We start from the raw sequence: 16,782 nt of genomic DNA on the forward strand, positions 1-16,782 counted from the left end.
AGCCGCCGTATTTGCGGCAGAGTTCCCTCTCGACTCGGGCGAGAATGAGCGACAGAGCCCCTCAGCATCGGACCCGGAACGCCGCTGACGCCTCACATCATCCGGCCGGGGTGAGCTCAGCGCCCACCATCAACTTCACAGTCCGGCCCCACATCAAAATCCGGATCATTCACGGCCCAACAGCCGCCCCTGCCTCTGAGGCAGTGCCGGCTACCCAGGCCAGCACTCGTATCGCGACTGTACTACCAGTAGGCGAAGAACTTGCTGGTGAGCTACTCGCCGAAGAAGCTGGGGTTCTTCTAAGCGAGCAACAAAGCCGCCAAACCGCGGAGTTGAGGGCCGAGCTTCCTCTCACAGCCCAGCAAGATGTAAGCATGCTGATCCACGACGCGGTCGACATACCGCCATGACGCCGGACTGTCGACCGAGCGACCTCGTCTCGTTCGGGCGATGGCTGCGTGACCCGTGCTTGCGGGGTCGCGTTCATCGGCTATGCGAAAGATCATCACGTGCGGCCACTGGATTCGGTGTGCTCCGGGAATCGACATTCTCGGTAGCGTGACCATCTGCTGCATGGGGTGCCCACGTGTCCGGCTGGTCCGTGCGGGGGCTTTCGACGGAGAGTGATGAGGCTGCAATGAGTGAACTGACGAAGCCCGAGGTCGACGTTCCGGAGGGTGACGCTCCTACCGAGCTGACCATCCGGGACCTGGTCGTCGGGGACGGGGCTGAGGTGAAGCCGGGCATGGTGGTCAGGGTCCACTATGTCGGGGTGACCTTCGAGTCCGGGAAGGAGTTCGATGCCTCCTGGGACCGGGGCCAGCCGTTCAAGTTCGCCCTGGGCAGTGGCAGGGTCATCAAGGGCTGGGACCGGGGGGTGAGGGGGATGAAGGTCGGCGGTCGGCGCGAGATCATCGTTCCCCCGCGTCTCGGCTACGGCAATCAGTCGCCCTCGCCGTTGATCCCGCCGGGCTCGACCCTGGTCTTCGTGGTGGACCTGCTTGACTCGTATTCCAGCACAGCCGGGTGGAGCAACGCCTAGTGACCCTGACCTCTCCTCCCCTTCGACGCGCTGCGCCGTCTTCCGGGGTTGGCGGACGGCGGGTGTGCGGAGCGGGCGCCGGTACGGCCGTAATGGCGCGACCGGTCGACAGCCAGCTGAGCGGGATCCCCTCGGTCAGTCGCGTGTCGACCTTCCCACAGCGCGCGCCCATCCACCCGATCACCGCTGTCGCCGAGCACCGCACGCACCAAGATCCGGACCATTTCCGGACCAGCCCCGCCAGAAGGCCGCACCAACTGCCATTTGCCCTGATCGGCATGGGTGCCACTGCTGTGCCACCAGCAGACGAAGAATGTTCTTTGTAGCTACTCCCCCAAGAAGCTCGGTTTCTTCTAGGAATCTCAAACGGGCGCCTGGATCGACCGTTGCCCTCCAGGCACCCTTTCCACCTCAGACACCCCGGAATCGAACGCATACGCTATGCGGCCGATCCGCACCGATGTGACGCCCCGGAGGCAGGCACCCCGCCCAACGGAGGACCCCGGACCGCGTTCCGTGGGGGGATAGGAGGTAGGATAGATAGCATGAGCGAGCCTACCGGCAAGTATTCGATCACGATGCCCCGGGACATCGCGGAAGCTGCGCGCACCCGCAGCGGTCCGTCCGGCCTGTCCGCCTACGTCGCTTCCGCGGTCGCCCGCCAGATCGAACGCGACAACCTCAACGACCTGATCGCCGTAGCCGAGGCCGAACACGGCGCCATCACCGACGCGGAGATCCAGGCCCTGCGCGACCGACTCCACCAGGCACACCTGGAACAGACGCAAGGCGGGACGGACGCCGCGTGACCCGCTCCCCCACTGCCACGCCGGGCGGCACCCTCGTCCTGGACAGCGAGGGACTGGCCAAGGCCGTCCTGCGTGACCGCACGGTCACCGCCTGGCTCGCACTCGCCCGCGCCGACGACCTGCGGGTGATCACGTCCGCGGCCACTCTCGTCGAAGTGGTCCACCCCCGGATCAACCGCCCGGCCCTGGAATGGACGCTGTCCCGGATCGTCGTCGAACCGGTCACCGAGCCGGTCGCCCGCCACGCCGCCACGCTGCTCGCCGACGCGGGACTGCACGGACACAAGTACGCCATCGACGCCATGCTCATCGCCACCGCCCTCGCCGCGCCCGGCCCCGTCACGATCCTCACCTCCGACCCAGAAGACATCACCGCGCTGAGCAGCGCACGGGCCACCGTGATCAAGGTCTGACCAGCATCGGTTCTCCTCTACCGAACCACGTCCGGGCATGGTGCCGCGGGTGCGCTTGAGATCCAAGCAGCGAAGGACCATCTGCGAGGAGACGCCGAGCAGGCCACGCTCGCTCCTGCTCACGGCACGGAGCTGACCGCCCGCTGGAGTCGCGACCGACCTCCGTCGAGGAACGGCCTTGCGCCAGTTGGCGACCGGGGTCCCGGGGCGGGGCGACACGGGAGTGGAGCCCGGGCGAGATGCCCACGTGGCTCAGGTCGTACCACCGCTTGGCGATGATTGCCGAGCTTCAGGAGCCACTCGGCCTCGCCACTCCCGAAACCCAAGAACCCAGAGACCCGCACGACGATGGCTGATCTACGATTCCAGGTTGGGTGACCCCTTCAGGCCGTCTCCATGGCCACATATGGGGACAGGTGCGAGCGAGGGGTCATGGATGCGCCGTCAGGCACTCGTGGTCGGTATCGAAGGTGCCGATGGAAGACTTGCCGACGAGGCTCCGCCGCAATGGCAGAAGCTGGAATACGCAGCGCCGTATGCCCGACGGTTGCGTGAGGTCCTGGGCAAGCAATACGCGTACGTCGTCTTGGATCCCGAACCCGATCCCGCCTCCACCACAGCCGCGCTCAGCGAGGCACTGACGACTGCAGTCACCGGCGACTCGGACTACACCATCATCCATCTGCTCGCGCACGGGAGACGTACGCGGAACAGTCAGGGACTCCAAGTGGTCGGCGGTGACGGACAGTTCACTGAGGCACTGTCCCGTTGGATCAACCTCGTCGAGGATCGCGAAGCGGACGGCGAAGGGCCATCCGTCCTCCTGATCCTCGACCTGTGCTACTCAGGCGCGGCAACGACCGAACATCTGCGTTCGCTGATCCGCCCGGAGCGTCGCCGCGTATGGGTGCTGGCCGCCTGCCACCCCGACAGGCCCGCCTACGATGGCCGGCTCAGCCTAGCGGTCGACGAAGTACTTCGCGGTTTCGCCTCGGGATCCTTGAAGCTCGATGAGTCTCTGGAGTACATACCCATCGATCGCTTCTGCCGCGAAGTGGCACGAAGCGTCGAGGAACAGAGTGCGGGATCCTACCCACAGAGCGTCGAGCGGCCACTCGCGGCTCTCGGCGACGATCTGTCCCACCTCCGCTTCTTCGTCAATCCGCGCCACGCCCCGGACGACCTCCGCAGTCGTGGAATCGTGGACCCTGCAGTGTTCACGCTCCTGGACGAGGCGGCCGACTTTCGCCACTTTGTGATCCGAGCCCATGGTGCCCACAACGCCTACGGTGACGGCAGCCGACCGACCTTCACCGGACGGAGCGACGAACTCCGCGAGCTCTCGGCCTGGATGGCAGGTCACGGCTCGTCATTGCGCGTCATCACAGGCACACCCGGATCCGGTAAATCCGCGCTGGTCGGTGTCCTCGTCTGCGCCGCGCACCCTGCATTGCGCGAGGCCACAGAGCAGGTCTGGCGGCCCTCTGCCGGCGACATGCCTGACGCGGTCGATGGGCTGGCTGTCGTGCACGCCCGGCGGCGGACCATTTCCGAGGTTCTCTCTTCCCTTGCAGCTCAGTGGAGCCTGGGCTCGCCCCATAGTGGGGAGACCTGGACCACGGACCGGCTAGTGGCCTCTCTGCGAACGAAGGCCGAGCCACCCCATCTCATCGTGGACGCCGTGGACGAGGCGGAGCACCCGGCCGATCTGGTCACAGCACTGCTACTCCCATTGGCCTCCACACGACGAGCGGATGCGAAACCACTGTGCCGGGTCCTGATGGCAACCCGTCCCCAGGAAGAACTCCAACACCTCTTCGAGGCTTCTGAGGCCCACGGCGGGCTGATCAACCTCGATCGGATCCCTGCCGAACGGCTGCGGAGGGACCTGGTGAACTTCGTCAGCCGAGTGCTGCGCCCCATGGGCAGTGGCACGTCCCCGTGGTGCTCACTCAAAGCTGCCGAGAGTCTGGGTCGCGCAATGGCAGACACCCTTCTGAGCGGGACACGGGAGTGGGGCGAGTTCCTCGTCGCCGGGCTGTACATCCGTCACCTCCAGGAGCAGGCAGCCCCACCGCTCACCACCGCCGAAGCCGAGGCTCTGGGCAGCGGTGTACCTCGCGCCCTTGATGCAGTCCTCGACCTCAACCTGGAATTCATCGCCCAGCCAGGACTGCTCGAGCTCTTGACCGCACTGGCGTGGGCCGAAGGTGCCGGCATGCCGGAGAGGCTGCTCGCCCACGTTGGCGACCTGCCCACGGCCGAGGCAGGGGAGGGACAACCCAACGTTTCGGATCTCCTCCGGACCGCCCGCTTCTACCTGCGCCGAAACGTCGACCGTGACGGCACGCCGCTGTATCGCCTTTTCCACCAAGGCCTCGCCGACCAACTGCGACGCCGCCCCATCTTGAATGCAGCCACCGTCTGGGACCGGCTCTTGGCCACGGTACGCACGCGCTCCGGAGGGCCGAGCCGCTGGGCCACCGCCGACCCCTACTTGCTCCGCCACGCCGCCCGGCACAGTTCACTGGCCGGGAAGTTGGGCGAGTTGCTCATGGATGCCGAGTATCTGGTGCACGCCGACCCCGCTCCGCTGGCCGAGGAGCTCTATCACGGCGAGCGGACCTCTCACGGAGCGGTATACCTGACGTCTTACGGAGCCCATCACTCTGGTCCACCGGATCAACGGCGCAATATCCTCGCCATCGACGCAGCCCGGCACCAGCAGTGGGAGCTAGCCACCGAACTGTCGGAAGAGGCACTGTGGAAGGTCCGCTGGACAGCCGGCCGGGACCTGCACATCGGCCTGCTGACCACGCTCACCGGGCATCAGCGCGCGATCAGGGGCCTGACCGCTCTCATGATCCGAGGACGGCCCCATGCCCTGACAGCCAGCCAGGACGGCACCGTGAGGCTGTGGGATCTGGATTCTGCCGTGACGACGCACGAGCTGGGCGGCCACGGTTCCGAAGTGAATTGTGTCGTCGCCGAAGAAGCCGATGGCATCTTCCTGGCGGTGACAGGCTGCAACCGCGGAGTACTACGGGGATGGGATCTGACCACGGGGCACCTCCTCTGGACGAGGCAAGCGCACCAATGTCCGGTGCGCTCGATGGTGATCGTGCAATACGAGGGGGTCCGTTCGGTCGCAAGTGTCGGTAAGGATCGGCTCATTCGGTACTGGGACATCACCACCGGAAAACCACTGTCCACCACCCAGCTGTCACCCGTCCACGGCCCTGTGTTGCAACTCTCCCACGTAACCGTCGCCGGGCTCGGGGAGTGTGTCGTCGCCAGCCATGACGATTGGGTGACCGTTCTGACGGTCCAAGGTGAAGAGGTGGACGAGGAAGACCTACCGATCGCCCCACAGCTACGGATGACCTGTCTGCGATACCTCGATCTCGGTCATGGCCCGGAGTCAGTCGCGGGCGACGACGACGGCACCGTCTGGATCGGCGAAGAAGTCGCCGACGAGGGGCATGCAGCCCCCGTCACCGATCTCGCGGCGGTGTCCATGGCAGATTCTGCCTACGTCGTCAGTGCCAGCGAGGACGGCACCGCCAGACTGGTCAACACAACGACTTGGCGTGTACGCCAGGTCGCGAGCCACACCACGGCGATCAATCGCATTGCGGTCGTTCAGGACCCAGACCGGACGCGGCTCCTCACAGCAAGCGAGGGGGGAACCGTCCGCATCTGGGACGTGGACGCGAGCACGGTTCGTCAGCGATACCCGGGACACACGCACGCGATCAATGCGTTGGTGACACTGCCCGGCGCCCGACTGGTCTCGTGCAGCGCGGACGGGACCTTGGCACTGTGGAATACCGAGACAGGCGACAGGCAGCAGATTTGGCTGACCTATGAAGGCGACTACCCGGTTCCGGAAGAACCCACCAGCATCGCAGTGCTGGAAGCCGGGGATCATCCACGGATCGTCGCCTCGTGCGCGATAATGGGCTTTGCCCTCTGGGACACAAGCATTACTCAGGAATACCTCAGGGACCGTGCCGACTCGAGCCCGGATAGTTCCCAAGCGATCCTCAAGGTAGTCATCGCCGGGGTCACCCACATCGCATGCGCATGGGGAAACGGCGACATCAAGCTCTACAGCGCAGATCGCGTGGACTTCCTGGCACGTTGGCCTCACCATGACTCAGCGGAACTCGCCAACCCCCCTGAGGAAGAGCGGGTACTCCTTACGGTAGCCCGAGGCGGCACCTGCCTGTCAGCCTCGACCACCCACCTCGTCGCCGGGGACCACACGGGTTCAGTCTGGTCCGCGCGTCTGCAAGGCTCGCCCATGCGACGGGAGCTGAGCCGGCATCCCTCACCCGTACACGCCGTCGCCACTGTCGAACTCGACGGGCGACCCCACGTCGTCAGCGGTGACGAAACCGGCGGGCTGCGGGTGACCTCCGTTGAAGCCGACGCACGGCTCGACCTCACCGGACACACTCGTGCGGTTTTTGCCATCACACCGGTCCTGATCGACGGACGACCACACGCTCTCACCGGCGGCTTGGACCGCTCCATTCGTCTCTGGGACCTGAAGACCGGGAGGCTGCTCGATGTATTCTGGTTTCCGGACACCGTGTTCACTATTGCCGCAGCTCAAGACGGCACTGTATTCGCCGGAGTGGGCCCGGACATCATTCGCTTGCAGCTGAATACGCAACACGCACCGCTGCACCCTTACACAACTCCCGACCAAGGAATCGTGATCGGATGACTGCCATCGTGGCAGTGCATGGTGTGGGCCACTACGCCCCAGGTTTCCCACTCACCGACATAGTCAACGCACGCTCGGCTACGTGGGCCAAAGAACTCGCCGACGGGCTTGGTGTCGCCCCCAGCCAGGTCCCTCTCACCTACGCCTACTACGCCCACCACCTCCACCGGAACAAACCCGCCTCGCAAAGCGAAGACGACCTGGAGCAGCTCGAACATGAGCACCCGGAGGTGGTCCACGAGATCGCCCGGTGGGCAGAGTCCCTGGATGTTTCCCTGAAGTTGGGACTTCCCTCGGTCACCGCTCAGGGGCGCCTTGCCGTTCCGCTCCGACAACTCGTTTCGTTTGTCGCCGAACGCCTCAGCCTGGACGGACGGCTGACACAGGCCTTCGTAGCCCTGTTCTTTCGCGAGGTCGCCATGTACCTAAAGTGCCACGACGACCCCGCCCGAATTTCCGCCCGCGAGGAAGTCGCCACCACCATCGCCTCGACCGGCGCTGGGGTGGTGATCGCCCATTCACTCGGTACCGTCGTCACTTACGAGGCCCTGCATGCCCACCCGGAGCTTGACGTCAAGCTGCTCCTGACCCTGGGATCACCGTTGGCTCTCCCTCACAGCGTGTTCGACCAGCTGTCGCCAGCTCCCGACAACGGCACCGGACAACGCCCGGCAAACGTCCACCGATGGGTCAATCTGAGTGATCACGGCGACATCGTCGCCGTACCACGCCCCCTCAAACGACGCTTCCCTACCTTGGACCTCGACCTGACGGACAGCATCGCCCCCTTCGACTTCCATCGCGCAGCCCCGTACCTGCGCTCCGCTGCCGTGGCTGCGGTCGTCGGCCCATTTTTGGGAACCGAGAGGTAGCCTCCCGATTGGTTGTGCATGGGCGTGGCTCGCGACTCGATGGTTCAACTCGTCAGTGCGGGCTGTACGGACTTTTTCCATGTCGGTGGGATTCTCAAGATCCGGACCACTCCCGAGCCAATCACTCACCGCTTACTCCGTCAAGATTATTTCCGCCGGTCACGCTAGGTGTGCCACACATACCACCAGCAGACCAAAAACCTCCTGGTCAGCTACTCCCCGAAGAAGCTGGGCTTCTTCTAGAGCCAAGCAAAAGAGCCTCCGACCTGCGCAAAGCGTGGGTCGGAGACCCTTTCTGCGTGGAGCCGGGAACTGCCCGCCGACCAGCCCGCGATGCGGCGTGCGCATTACCTTGCCCCACAACTGTCCCGGAGCTGACCGGCACTTCCGGACCAGTCACGGCCCGGGTCAGAGGAAAGCCAATCTTCAAAATTTCCGTCCGCCACAAGGAGAAGAATGCAAGCTGACCCTCTCCAGGCCATCGAAATTCGGCCGTGCCTCTACTACAGCACGGTCCAGCTCGCGTTGGTGTCGTTTGATCAGCAGCCCGAAGGTGACGGCGTCGTGAGCCCACGAAGCCCGGCCCTGAATCTCCTATGCAGCGATGCAAGTAACTATCCGCTGTTCCGGATGGAGTACCTCGCAACCGCGCCTGAGGTGGTGCCTCCGGGCCCTTGGGACTACCAACGCACCCTTGACGGGATGGAAATCCACAACCCTCCCATTAAGGTACTGAGCCTCACGGGACCGGAAGAAGCTGAATTAGACGTCCCCAAGGGGCTCTACAGCCTGCGCATCCTGCGAGCCCCCAACCCCTCCTATGAGGAACCCTCAGACGAACCGGACGAGTTCATCGACGACAACCACGATGAGGACGCCGAGCCTGGCGAGCCGGAAGAGCACTGGCTGATCCAGATCTGGCCCCAGGTCGAGACGCCTGCCTCCTAGGTCTGCTGCCACTACCGAACAAACTGCCCCCTTACCCGAAACCGGGCGAGGGGGCAGTGCGTTGCTGCTGGCGCGGTGTCGATCGTGCTGCTCGGGCACTGCAGTGGCAGCCTCTTCTACGCCGCGCTGCTTCCCGCGCGGGTGTAGGCGGTCGAGGCCACGATGTACGTGATGCCGCCGAGCGCGCTCAGCATGGTGAAGGGGCCGCCGAGTTCGTCGCGGGCCAGTTCGTAGGCGACGCCGCACAGGAGCGCGGCGACGAGGACGTTCGCAGTCGTCGCGCCCGCCCGCAGGTTGATGAGCTGTCGGCGTTCGTCCTCTTCGTGCCCGCTGAGCTGCGCGGCGACGTCGCTGCGGGATGCGGAAAGGGTCACGATGAGTCCGTAGCCGATGCTGATGGCCGGCAGGAGGACGGCCATCATGATGTCGCCACGCATCGCCATGACCACCGCCATCACCACACCCGCCACCAAGGTCACGGCGAGCACGGCCCACCGCATGGGCGTGCGAGCGGTGCTAGGCGTCGTCGACATGGAAGATCTCCTCAACGGCGAGCCCGAAGTGTCGGGCTATTCGTATGGCCAGTGGCAGCGACGGGTCGTAGCGGCCCTGCTCGATGGCGTTCACCGTCTGCCGGGACACCCCCAGCGCCGCGCCCAGCGCTTGCTGGGACAGCCCTTGGAGACCACGCAGTCGGCGGACCTCGTTTCGCATGAATGGAAAGTAAGCTTTACACCCTCGGGTGTCAACGGTCCGCTGACCGGAGGCCCGTGCGGGACGAGGCAACGTGGCCGCACGGTCGCCATGACCATCAGCTGGGCGCCGGGCCCGGCGCCCAGCTGATGCGGTGGGTGGAGTGCTACCAGCTACCGCCCCAGACGGCTCGCGTTCCCACGGGGCAGGTCAGGCGGAAGTCCCACTGGCCCGAGAAGGTCTCCGGGAACAGGTGGCGGCCGTCCGTGCAGTCCACGTACACGTGGTACGAGGTGCCGTTGCACGTCATGAAGAAGTTGCGGCCCCCGTCCGTGCGGCCGTTCCAGCAGGTCGCGGCCAGTTCACGCTCGGTGGAGCTCGAGGCGCGCTGGATCGGGGTGTTCCCCGCGATCGGCGCCAGGCCGGCGGTGCTGGTCTTGCTCTGGCCGTCGGTGCTGGTCGCCTGGGCTTCGGCGGTGTTGGGCACCGGGTCCGCGCCGGCTGGTGCGGCGAGGCCTGCGATCGCGGTGACGGCGATCGATGCGGCCACTGCGGCGTTCCTCAGGAACGTCACGTTCTCCTCCGAGTGGTGGATGTTGCGGTAGGTACGGGATCTTTCCCGGCCTTTCGGTGACATCGTGGATGATTGCCGCGTCTATGGGGAGTTGGGGTCACTTCGGGGGCGTGCGGGCAGAAACGTCGCCAACAGGGCATGTGTGTCCATGTGGTTGCTGTGCGCTCCCGCGAACGTGTGGTCAGCATCGGCGCGTTGTTCCTCCGGAGGAGGTACGGAGCTGAAGCCGCGCCAGGCATCTTCCGGCTGCTGGCCGGGGGGTGAGCGCCGCTCTCGGCGAACGCCGCGGTCTCCACGACGTTCAGGAACGTGGCGTTCGCGCGGCTGATGAGGACCTGATCGGGGATTCCCGTGGTGTCCGGGCGGGCCGTGTCCCCCCCCCCCCCCGAAAGGTGAGTCCCGCTTCTGCCGGAATCGTCTCCGTGGGGGGGAGGCCCGTATCGCTGTGCGTGCGGGCCTCCCCCCGCGTCAGTTGTCGTTGCCCGGCAGCGCTATCAGGGACTTCTGGCGGCGTTCGGTCTCGGTGCCCTTGTTTTCCGAGACGTAACCCGCCGAGAGGTAGAGGGACTTGCCGTGGGCGGCCGGGTAGGGGTCGGAGCCTATCCAGGCCTTGGTGGGGGTGGGGCGGTAGGTGCGGACGGTCTTGCGGGATCCCGTCGTCGGGTCGAAGCGGACCAGGGTGGCCGGGTCGTGGATGTTGCCGGCCGAGTAGGCAAGGATGTCGTCGGTGTCCGACGTCGCCACCAGGTGGAACGTCTGCAGGTAGCCCGTCGCGCGCTGGTCCCACAGGCGCTTTCCGGTGGTCAGGGACCAGGCGATCAGCTGGTTGTTGTCGTCGGAGTCCTTCTCGTCGCGGTCCGTCTCCATGACCAGCTTGTCGCCCGCGATCCGGACGTCCGGGGCCGGGGCGCTGCCGTCGCCGCGCGTGAGGCCGTAGCGGCGCTTGGGGGTGCCTTCGAGGCGGGTACGGAGTTTGCCGTTGTCGTCGAGGACGCTCACGCGCATGCCCTCGTAGGGCCGCTCGGGGTCGTCGACGACGATCGGGGAGGTCGCAAGGACCTGTCCCTGCCCGCCGTATGCGCCGAGGCGGTACTTCCACTTCGCGTGGCCGGTGGCCGGGTCGACCGCGGCGAGGTACGTGCCCGGGTCCTTGCTGCCGAGGAGGCAGTGCTGGATGCGCAGGAGCTGCTTGCCTCCCGTGTAACCGTCGCCCCGGCAGGTGTCCTTGGCGTCGTCGTCCTCGTACAGGCCCTTGTCGTCGTCCTTCCACAGCTGCTTGCCGTCGCTCACCCGGAAGGCGGTGGTGACGTGGTCGTTCGCGGAGACGACCACCACGTCGCCGCTGCGGGCGATCCGGGGGCTGCCGGAGGGAGCCCACTCGTCGGAGCCGGTGGAGTGCTCCCACAGCGTCTTGCCCGACGTCAGGTCGACGGCGTAGAAGGTGTGGCACGCCTGCCCGGCGCCGCGGGCGAGGACCGCGATGCCCGCCGTGGAGTCCGTCGACGCCTGGCACAGGACGCTGCCCGAACCGGGGGTGGGGGCCTCCCACCGCTGTCCGCCGGTCTTCGGGTCCAGGCCCACGAGGCGGTTCGGCAGGGCCTTGACCACGGTCTTGTCGGTGAACCACACGCCACGGATCATCCTGGGGTGGTCGAGCCCCGACCTGGTGTACGGCAGGCTCCACGACACCGTCGCCCGGCTTCCGCCGGAGCCGCCCTTGCCGGATCCGTCCTTCGTTCCGTCCCCCGGCAGCAGCATCCAGACGCCCGCTCCCAGCGCGACGACGAGGACCAGTCCGACGGCCACCGCCAGGGCGATCAGCCCCTTGCGCGGCGGCACTCTCGGTATACCGGATATGCCTGGGGCGCCCGGCGTGTACATGGGCGGCGGGACCTGGCCTGTTCCGTGGGGAAGTGGCGCGTAGGCAGGTGCCGCTCCGTAGGGAGGCGCTGCTCCGTAGGGAGGTGCTGCTCCGTAGGGAGGTGCCGCCCCGTACGCCGGTGCTGCTCCGTGCCCGGGCGCTGTTCCGTGCCCGGGCGCTGTTCCGTGCCCGGGTGCTGTTCCGTACGTCGGCCCCGTTCCGTACGCCGGTGCCGCTCCGTACTGCGGCGGCGTGGCTCCGTGCTGCGGCGGCGCCGGTGCCTGGCCCGGTGCCCCAGCAGGTGCCGGCCCCGATGCCGGTGCCGGTGCCGATGCCGGCGGCGTCGACGGCGGCATCGGCGGTCGCGTCGCTTCCGGCGGCGCGATGACGAAGTCGTCCTCGCCGTTCTCGTTCAAGGGCTCGCCCATTCGGCCTCGAATCTCCTTCTCTCCCTCGTAAGGGACTAGTCATACCAAGTCGGATTCCCCGGCGGCCCGCCGGGCGGGGTGCGGGCGCCGGGAGCAGGGTGAGGTGCGAGAGGTGAGGGTGTGTCAGGTGCGGCGTGACGGGCCCGGTTACGACGCGTTCCTGCGCATCGGTGCGAGCAGTGTCAGGTGGGCGCCGGAGCGGGCACCCGAGCGGGCACCCGCGCGGGTGCCGGAACGGCCGTCGCGGCGGCCGCTGGTGGTGCGGTAGACGTCGACGGGGCCGGCGGGACGCCAGTGTTCGCCGAGCCGCTTGGCGGTGTACATCGCCTCGTCCGCGCCCCGGAGCAGGTCCGAGAGGGCGGCGCCGGGCCGGTGGCTGGTGCGGCAGATGCCTATGGAGGCGCGCGGGGAGAGGGTGACGCTGCCGGTCTCCAGCGGCGCCGAGAGACGGGCGGAGAGGCTGTACGTCAGCTCGGAGTCCAGGTCGGCGTCCGGCGCGAGGCGCACCACGGCGGTGAACTCGTCGCCGCCCAGCCTTGCCGCGAATCCGCCCCGCTCCCGGCACCAGACGGACAGGCGCCGTCCGACCGCCGCGATGACCTGGTCGCCGATGTCGTGCCCGTGCGTGTCGTTGATCTGCTTGAAGCCGTTGAGGTCGAGCAGCAGGACTGCTGCGTGCGGCCGCTTCACCGCCCGCTGCGCCCGGCTGGTGAACTCCTCGCGGCACATGAGGCCGGTGAGCGGGTCGGTGCGGGCGGTGCGCAGGCGGCGGACGAGGAAGAGGGCGTGGGCGGCCCATCCGATGGTGGGGGCGGCGATCGGTAAGGCCTGGAGCACGAGGTTCATCGGACACCTTCCGGAACAGAGAGGTGGCCCGCCGCTTCCCTCGCCGTGGGCGACGTGAGTGCGCGTCGAGACGCGAGTACGCCGTCGCGGTGGGGCGCGAGCGGGCCTGTGGGTGGATCCGGTCATGCTGGAGATCCCCCGTTTCCCCGGGCCCCGCCCGTGGCCCCGCCCGTGGCCCTGCCCGACCCTGTCCATGGCCCTGTCCATGGCCCGGTGGCCCGGCCCGTGAGCCCGCCCAGTGAGCCCCTCTCCGCCGGACGGCCCCGCCCGCTCCGCGCACCCCTGGCAGACGCGAGCCGATCGGGGCAGGCTGTGCACTCCGGCGGAAACCCGCCGGAGACCCGATGGAATCCCGACGGACAAGGGAGATCAACGGTGAGTCCGCAACAGACCGGCCGCCCCGAAGCCCCCCTCTCGCGCGTCGCCCTCACCCCCGCCGCAGCGCGCCTCCTGCGCCTGTTGCGCGAGCAGCACGGCCCCTTGATGTTCCACCAGTCCGGCGGCTGCTGCGACGGCAGTTCGCCGATGTGCTACCCGGAGGGCGAGTTCCGTACGGGCGCCTCGGACGTCCTGCTCGCCGAGCTGACGGTGGAGGGCGTCGCGGAACCGGTCGGCTTCTGGATGTCCGCCGACCAGTTCGAGCGCTGGCGCCACACCCACCTCACCGTGGACGTGGTGCCCGGCCGCGGCAGCGGCTTCTCCCTCGAAGCTCCGGAAGGGCAGCGCTTCCTGCTGCGGTCACGGCTCCTGACGGACTACGAGGCTCAGCAGCTCGGATGACAGCACACCCATCCTGACCAGCGCGTCCATCCTGACCAGCGCGTCCATCCCTGACCAGCACACCCATCCTGACCAGCACGCCCCTCCCTGACCAGCACACCCGCTACGACGCCGCGTCCACCAGCGACAGCGTGTGCAGCCGCTCCGGCGGGCCCGGCCGCGCGTAGTACCAGCCCTGGGCGGTGTCGCACCCCAGCACCCTCAGGTGCTCCGCCTGCGTGCCCGTCTCCACCCCTTCGACGGTCACCGACAGGTCGAGGGTGTGGGCGAGCGAGACGATCCCCTCGACGATCTTCACGTCGACGGGGTCGGCCGGCGCGCACTGCATGCCGCGGGTGAAGGAACGGTCCAGCTTGAGCGTGCTGACGGGGAGCCTGCGCAGGTAGGAGAGGTTGGAGTAGCCGGTGCCGAAGTCGTCCAGGGCGATGTCCACGCCCAGGTCGGCGAGCTGGCGCAGCGGCCGCAGCTCCTCCTCGTCGGCCCCGATGAGGGCGTTCTCGGTCACTTCCAGGCACAGGGCCGACGGGTCCAGGCCGGAGCTGTCGAGGACGGCCACCGTGTCGGCGACGAGGGAGGGGTGGCGCAGCTGCGAGGGCGAGAGGTTGACGTTGACCCGCATCGGGACCTCGCACGTGCCCTCGGCCCGCCAGGCGCGCGCCTGCCGTGCGGCTTCCTGCAGCACCCAGCGCCCCAGGGGCACGATCAGGCCGGTGCTCTCGGCAAGCGGGATGAACTGGTCCGGTCCCAGCACGCCGTGGACGGGGTGCAGCCAGCGCACGAGCGCCTCCGCGCCCCGTACCGTGCCGTCGTGGAGCCGGACGAGCGGCTGGTACTCGATGAAGAACTCGCCGTTGTCGAGCGCCGCCGGCAGGCAGTTGGTCAGGTCGTGCCGGGCGATGGCGCGGGCGTCGGAGTCCGCGTCGGCGAGCTCGTAGCGGTTCCCGCCGGCGGCCTTCGCGCGGTACATGGTGATGTCGGCGCTGCGCAGCACCTCCGCGGCGCCGCTCGCGCCGGACGCGCCGTCCACGATGCCGATGCTGGCCCGTACGGACAGGTCCCGGCCGTCGAGGCGTACGGGCTCGGCGAGCGCGGACAGCATCCGGCGGGCGAGGGCGGTCGCGTCCTCCTGGGCGGTGGGGCCGGTCAGCAGGGCCACGAACTCGTCGCCGCCGAGGCGGGCGACCAGCTCCGCGGGCTCCTCGGCGCACGAGCGCAGCCGCTCGGCCACGGCGACGAGCAGCCGGTCGCCCACGGCGTGGCCCAGGCTGTCGTTGACGGCCTTGAAGCCGTCCAGGTCGAGGTAGCAGACGCCGAAGCGGTCCCCCCCGGGGGCGAGGGCCCGGTCGAGCCGCTCGAAGAACAGCGTGCGGTTGGGCAGGCCGGTGAGGGCGTCGTGCGTGGCCTCGTAGCGCAGCTGCTCGTGCAGCAGGCGGCGCTCGGTGATGTCCTCCAGGAGCGCGAGCTGGTACTGGGGGCGGCCGTGGGCGTCGCGCAGCAGGGCGACGGACAGGTCGGTCCACAGGACGCTGCCGTCACCGCGGTAGTACGCCTTCTCGACGCGGTAGTAGTCGCGCTCGCCGCGGACGAGTTCGCTGTAGAGGCCCCAGACGTCGGGCGAGTCGTCGGGGTGGACCATCTCGCCGACGTTCCGGCCGGTGACCTCGGCGGCGTTGGTGCCGAACATGCGGCTGAGGGCGTCGTTGACGTCCATGATGCGGCCGTCGACGTCCGCTATCCCGACGCCGATGGCGGCGCCCTCGAACACGGCACGGAACCGCTCCTCGCTGGTGTGCAGCGCCCGCTCCGTCTCGGCCTGCGCGGCGAGGGCGGCGCGCGAGAGGGCCTCCTGCTCGGCGAGGGTCCGCTCGCGCAGGGCGCGGGCGAAGCCGGCGGCGACGGTGTGCTGCAGGCGCGAGCAACGGGCGCGGCTCTCCTCGTCGGACAGGTTCCGGTCCGGCGGGCAGTACAGGACGAGGTACGAGTCGACCGCGCCCAGGATCAGCGACAGGGCGTCCGGGTCGGTGCAGTGCGCGCGGACGAGCGCGACGCCGACCTCGGCCACGGGCTCGGGGTCGAAGGGCTGCGAGCGGAGCGCCGTACGGAGGATGGCGGCGAGCGGGACGAGGTAGTCCTCGAACTCGGCGCGGGTCATGGAAGTGGCTGTCGCGGGGTAGACGGCCCGGCTCCAGACGGCGGCGAAGCGGCGAAGGGCGTCCTGCCCGGAGGGCAGGGGCTCGGACGGCGCCTGCCCGGTTACGGGGGCGGAGGACACCTGGCCGGACACGGGGGCGGAGGACACCCGGTCGGACACGAAGTGGGCGCTCCCGGAAGGCGCCTGTCCGGACACGGGGTGGGCGGAAGACATCCGGCCGCGCGCCCGGCCGGCGGTCTCCGGGGCGGACCCGTCCCGCCCGTCCCGCCCGTCCCGGCCGTCCCGGCCGAGGCCCGGTCCTCCCCCGCCCGGCCCCCGGACGTCGCGGTCCATCTGGACGTGGGCATTGCGTGCCCACGAACCGCCGGAACCGCCGGAACCACCCGAGCCACCCGAGCCACCCGAGCCACCGGAAGCATCCATCCCACCCGAACCGTCCGTCCCGGGCGCGCCGTCCGGCATCACACCCGGGTCGCGGCCGACGCCCCGATCACCGCCCCGGTCGCCGGTCCCGTCGCCGTCCCGCCCGCAACGGCCCGCCACTCCGCCCGCGGCCGCCGTGTCCAGTGGCGACAACGCCCCGCTCCCGATACCCACCCCGACCTCGGTTCCGCTTCCGCTTTCGATTC

At 68.3% G+C, this 16,782-nt stretch carries 13 protein-coding genes; 7 read left to right on the top strand and 6 right to left on the bottom strand.

The annotated features are described in order from the left end of the window. Positions 1-637: 637 nt before the first annotated feature. From AS857_RS36245 to AS857_RS36270, 6 genes are all read left to right on the top strand, one after another. Positions 638-1,042 (top strand): FKBP-type peptidyl-prolyl cis-trans isomerase, encoded by a 405-nt coding sequence (locus AS857_RS36245; protein WP_058047731.1) that lies wholly within the window; start codon positions 638-640, stop codon positions 1,040-1,042. A gap of 545 nt (positions 1,043-1,587) precedes the next feature. After that, on the top strand, positions 1,588-1,851 hold the full coding sequence (locus AS857_RS36250; RefSeq protein WP_058047732.1) for a hypothetical protein: 264 nt from the start codon (positions 1,588-1,590) through the stop codon (positions 1,849-1,851). After that, on the top strand, positions 1,848-2,264 hold the full coding sequence (locus AS857_RS36255) for a PIN domain-containing protein (protein ID WP_058047733.1): 417 nt from the start codon (positions 1,848-1,850) through the stop codon (positions 2,262-2,264). Before AS857_RS36250 ends, AS857_RS36255 begins: the two co-directional genes overlap by 4 nt. A 436-nt stretch (positions 2,265-2,700) precedes the next feature. Further along, positions 2,701-6,999: a WD40 repeat domain-containing protein gene (locus tag AS857_RS36260; RefSeq protein WP_160330292.1), complete on the top strand. Its 4,299-nt coding sequence runs from the start codon at positions 2,701-2,703 to the stop codon at positions 6,997-6,999. Beyond that, positions 6,996-7,871: a hypothetical protein gene (locus AS857_RS36265; RefSeq protein ID WP_058047735.1), complete on the top strand. Its 876-nt coding sequence runs from the start codon at positions 6,996-6,998 to the stop codon at positions 7,869-7,871. Before AS857_RS36260 ends, AS857_RS36265 begins: the two co-directional genes overlap by 4 nt. A 456-nt stretch (positions 7,872-8,327) precedes the next feature. Then, on the top strand, positions 8,328-8,819 hold the full coding sequence (locus AS857_RS36270) for a hypothetical protein (protein WP_058047736.1): 492 nt from the start codon (positions 8,328-8,330) through the stop codon (positions 8,817-8,819). 116 nt (positions 8,820-8,935) lie between these two features. On the opposite strand, the gene AS857_RS36275 is transcribed toward AS857_RS36270, so the two are convergent. The 5 genes from AS857_RS36275 to AS857_RS36300 form a co-directional block, all read right to left on the bottom strand. Next, the gene (locus AS857_RS36275; RefSeq protein WP_144440932.1) at positions 8,936-9,352 is read right to left on the bottom strand and encodes a hypothetical protein; all 417 of its coding nucleotides are present in this window, start codon (positions 9,350-9,352) and stop codon (positions 8,936-8,938) included. Next, a complete protein-coding gene (locus AS857_RS36280; protein WP_058047738.1) occupies positions 9,336-9,533 on the bottom strand; it encodes a helix-turn-helix transcriptional regulator in 198 nt (65 codons plus the stop codon). Before AS857_RS36280 ends, AS857_RS36275 begins: the two co-directional genes overlap by 17 nt. Before the next feature lie 145 nt (positions 9,534-9,678). Then, the gene (locus AS857_RS36285; RefSeq protein WP_144440933.1) at positions 9,679-10,086 is read right to left on the bottom strand and encodes a hypothetical protein; all 408 of its coding nucleotides are present in this window, start codon (positions 10,084-10,086) and stop codon (positions 9,679-9,681) included. Between the two features lie 468 nt (positions 10,087-10,554). Next, positions 10,555-11,925, bottom strand: coding sequence for an outer membrane protein assembly factor BamB family protein (locus tag AS857_RS36290; protein ID WP_058047740.1), 1,371 nt, complete (start codon positions 11,923-11,925; stop codon positions 10,555-10,557). 597 nt (positions 11,926-12,522) lie between these two features. After that, positions 12,523-13,221, bottom strand: coding sequence for a GGDEF domain-containing protein (locus tag AS857_RS36300; protein WP_063804450.1), 699 nt, complete (start codon positions 13,219-13,221; stop codon positions 12,523-12,525). Between the two features lie 375 nt (positions 13,222-13,596). Here AS857_RS36300 and AS857_RS36305 point away from each other — a divergent pair, with 375 nt between their 5' ends. Beyond that, positions 13,597-14,001, top strand: a complete 405-nt coding sequence (locus tag AS857_RS36305; protein WP_058047742.1) for a DUF779 domain-containing protein — start codon at positions 13,597-13,599, stop codon at positions 13,999-14,001. Between the two features lie 103 nt (positions 14,002-14,104). On the opposite strand, the gene AS857_RS36310 is transcribed toward AS857_RS36305, so the two are convergent. After that, positions 14,105-16,486 carry a putative bifunctional diguanylate cyclase/phosphodiesterase gene (locus tag AS857_RS36310; RefSeq protein ID WP_245700786.1) on the bottom strand — a complete coding sequence of 794 codons (2,382 nt, stop codon included), beginning with the start codon at positions 16,484-16,486 and terminating at the stop codon, positions 14,105-14,107. Positions 16,487-16,782 lie beyond the last annotated feature (296 nt).

This window comes from Streptomyces roseifaciens (assembly GCF_001445655.1).
GTDB classification, from domain to species: Bacteria; Actinomycetota; Actinomycetes; order Streptomycetales; family Streptomycetaceae; genus Streptomyces; species Streptomyces aureoversilis.

Bases quoted from the DNA above. Each gene is read 5' to 3' on its own strand.
- AS857_RS36245 (WP_058047731.1), top strand. From the start codon at position 638: ATGAGTGAACTGACGAAGCCCGAGGTCGACGTTCCGGAGGGTGACGCT.
- AS857_RS36250 (WP_058047732.1), top strand. From the start codon at position 1,588: ATGAGCGAGCCTACCGGCAAGTATTCGATCACGATGCCCCGGGACATC.
- AS857_RS36260 (WP_160330292.1), top strand. From the start codon at position 2,701: ATGCGCCGTCAGGCACTCGTGGTCGGTATCGAAGGTGCCGATGGAAGA.
- AS857_RS36265 (WP_058047735.1), top strand. From the start codon at position 6,996: ATGACTGCCATCGTGGCAGTGCATGGTGTGGGCCACTACGCCCCAGGT.
- AS857_RS36270 (WP_058047736.1), top strand. From the start codon at position 8,328: ATGCAAGCTGACCCTCTCCAGGCCATCGAAATTCGGCCGTGCCTCTAC.
- AS857_RS36275 (WP_144440932.1), bottom strand. From the start codon at position 9,352: ATGTCGACGACGCCTAGCACCGCTCGCACGCCCATGCGGTGGGCCGTG.
- AS857_RS36280 (WP_058047738.1), bottom strand. From the start codon at position 9,533: ATGCGAAACGAGGTCCGCCGACTGCGTGGTCTCCAAGGGCTGTCCCAG.
- AS857_RS36300 (WP_063804450.1), bottom strand. From the start codon at position 13,221: ATGAACCTCGTGCTCCAGGCCTTACCGATCGCCGCCCCCACCATCGGA.
- AS857_RS36310 (WP_245700786.1), bottom strand. From the start codon at position 16,486: ATGGACCGCGACGTCCGGGGGCCGGGCGGGGGAGGACCGGGCCTCGGC.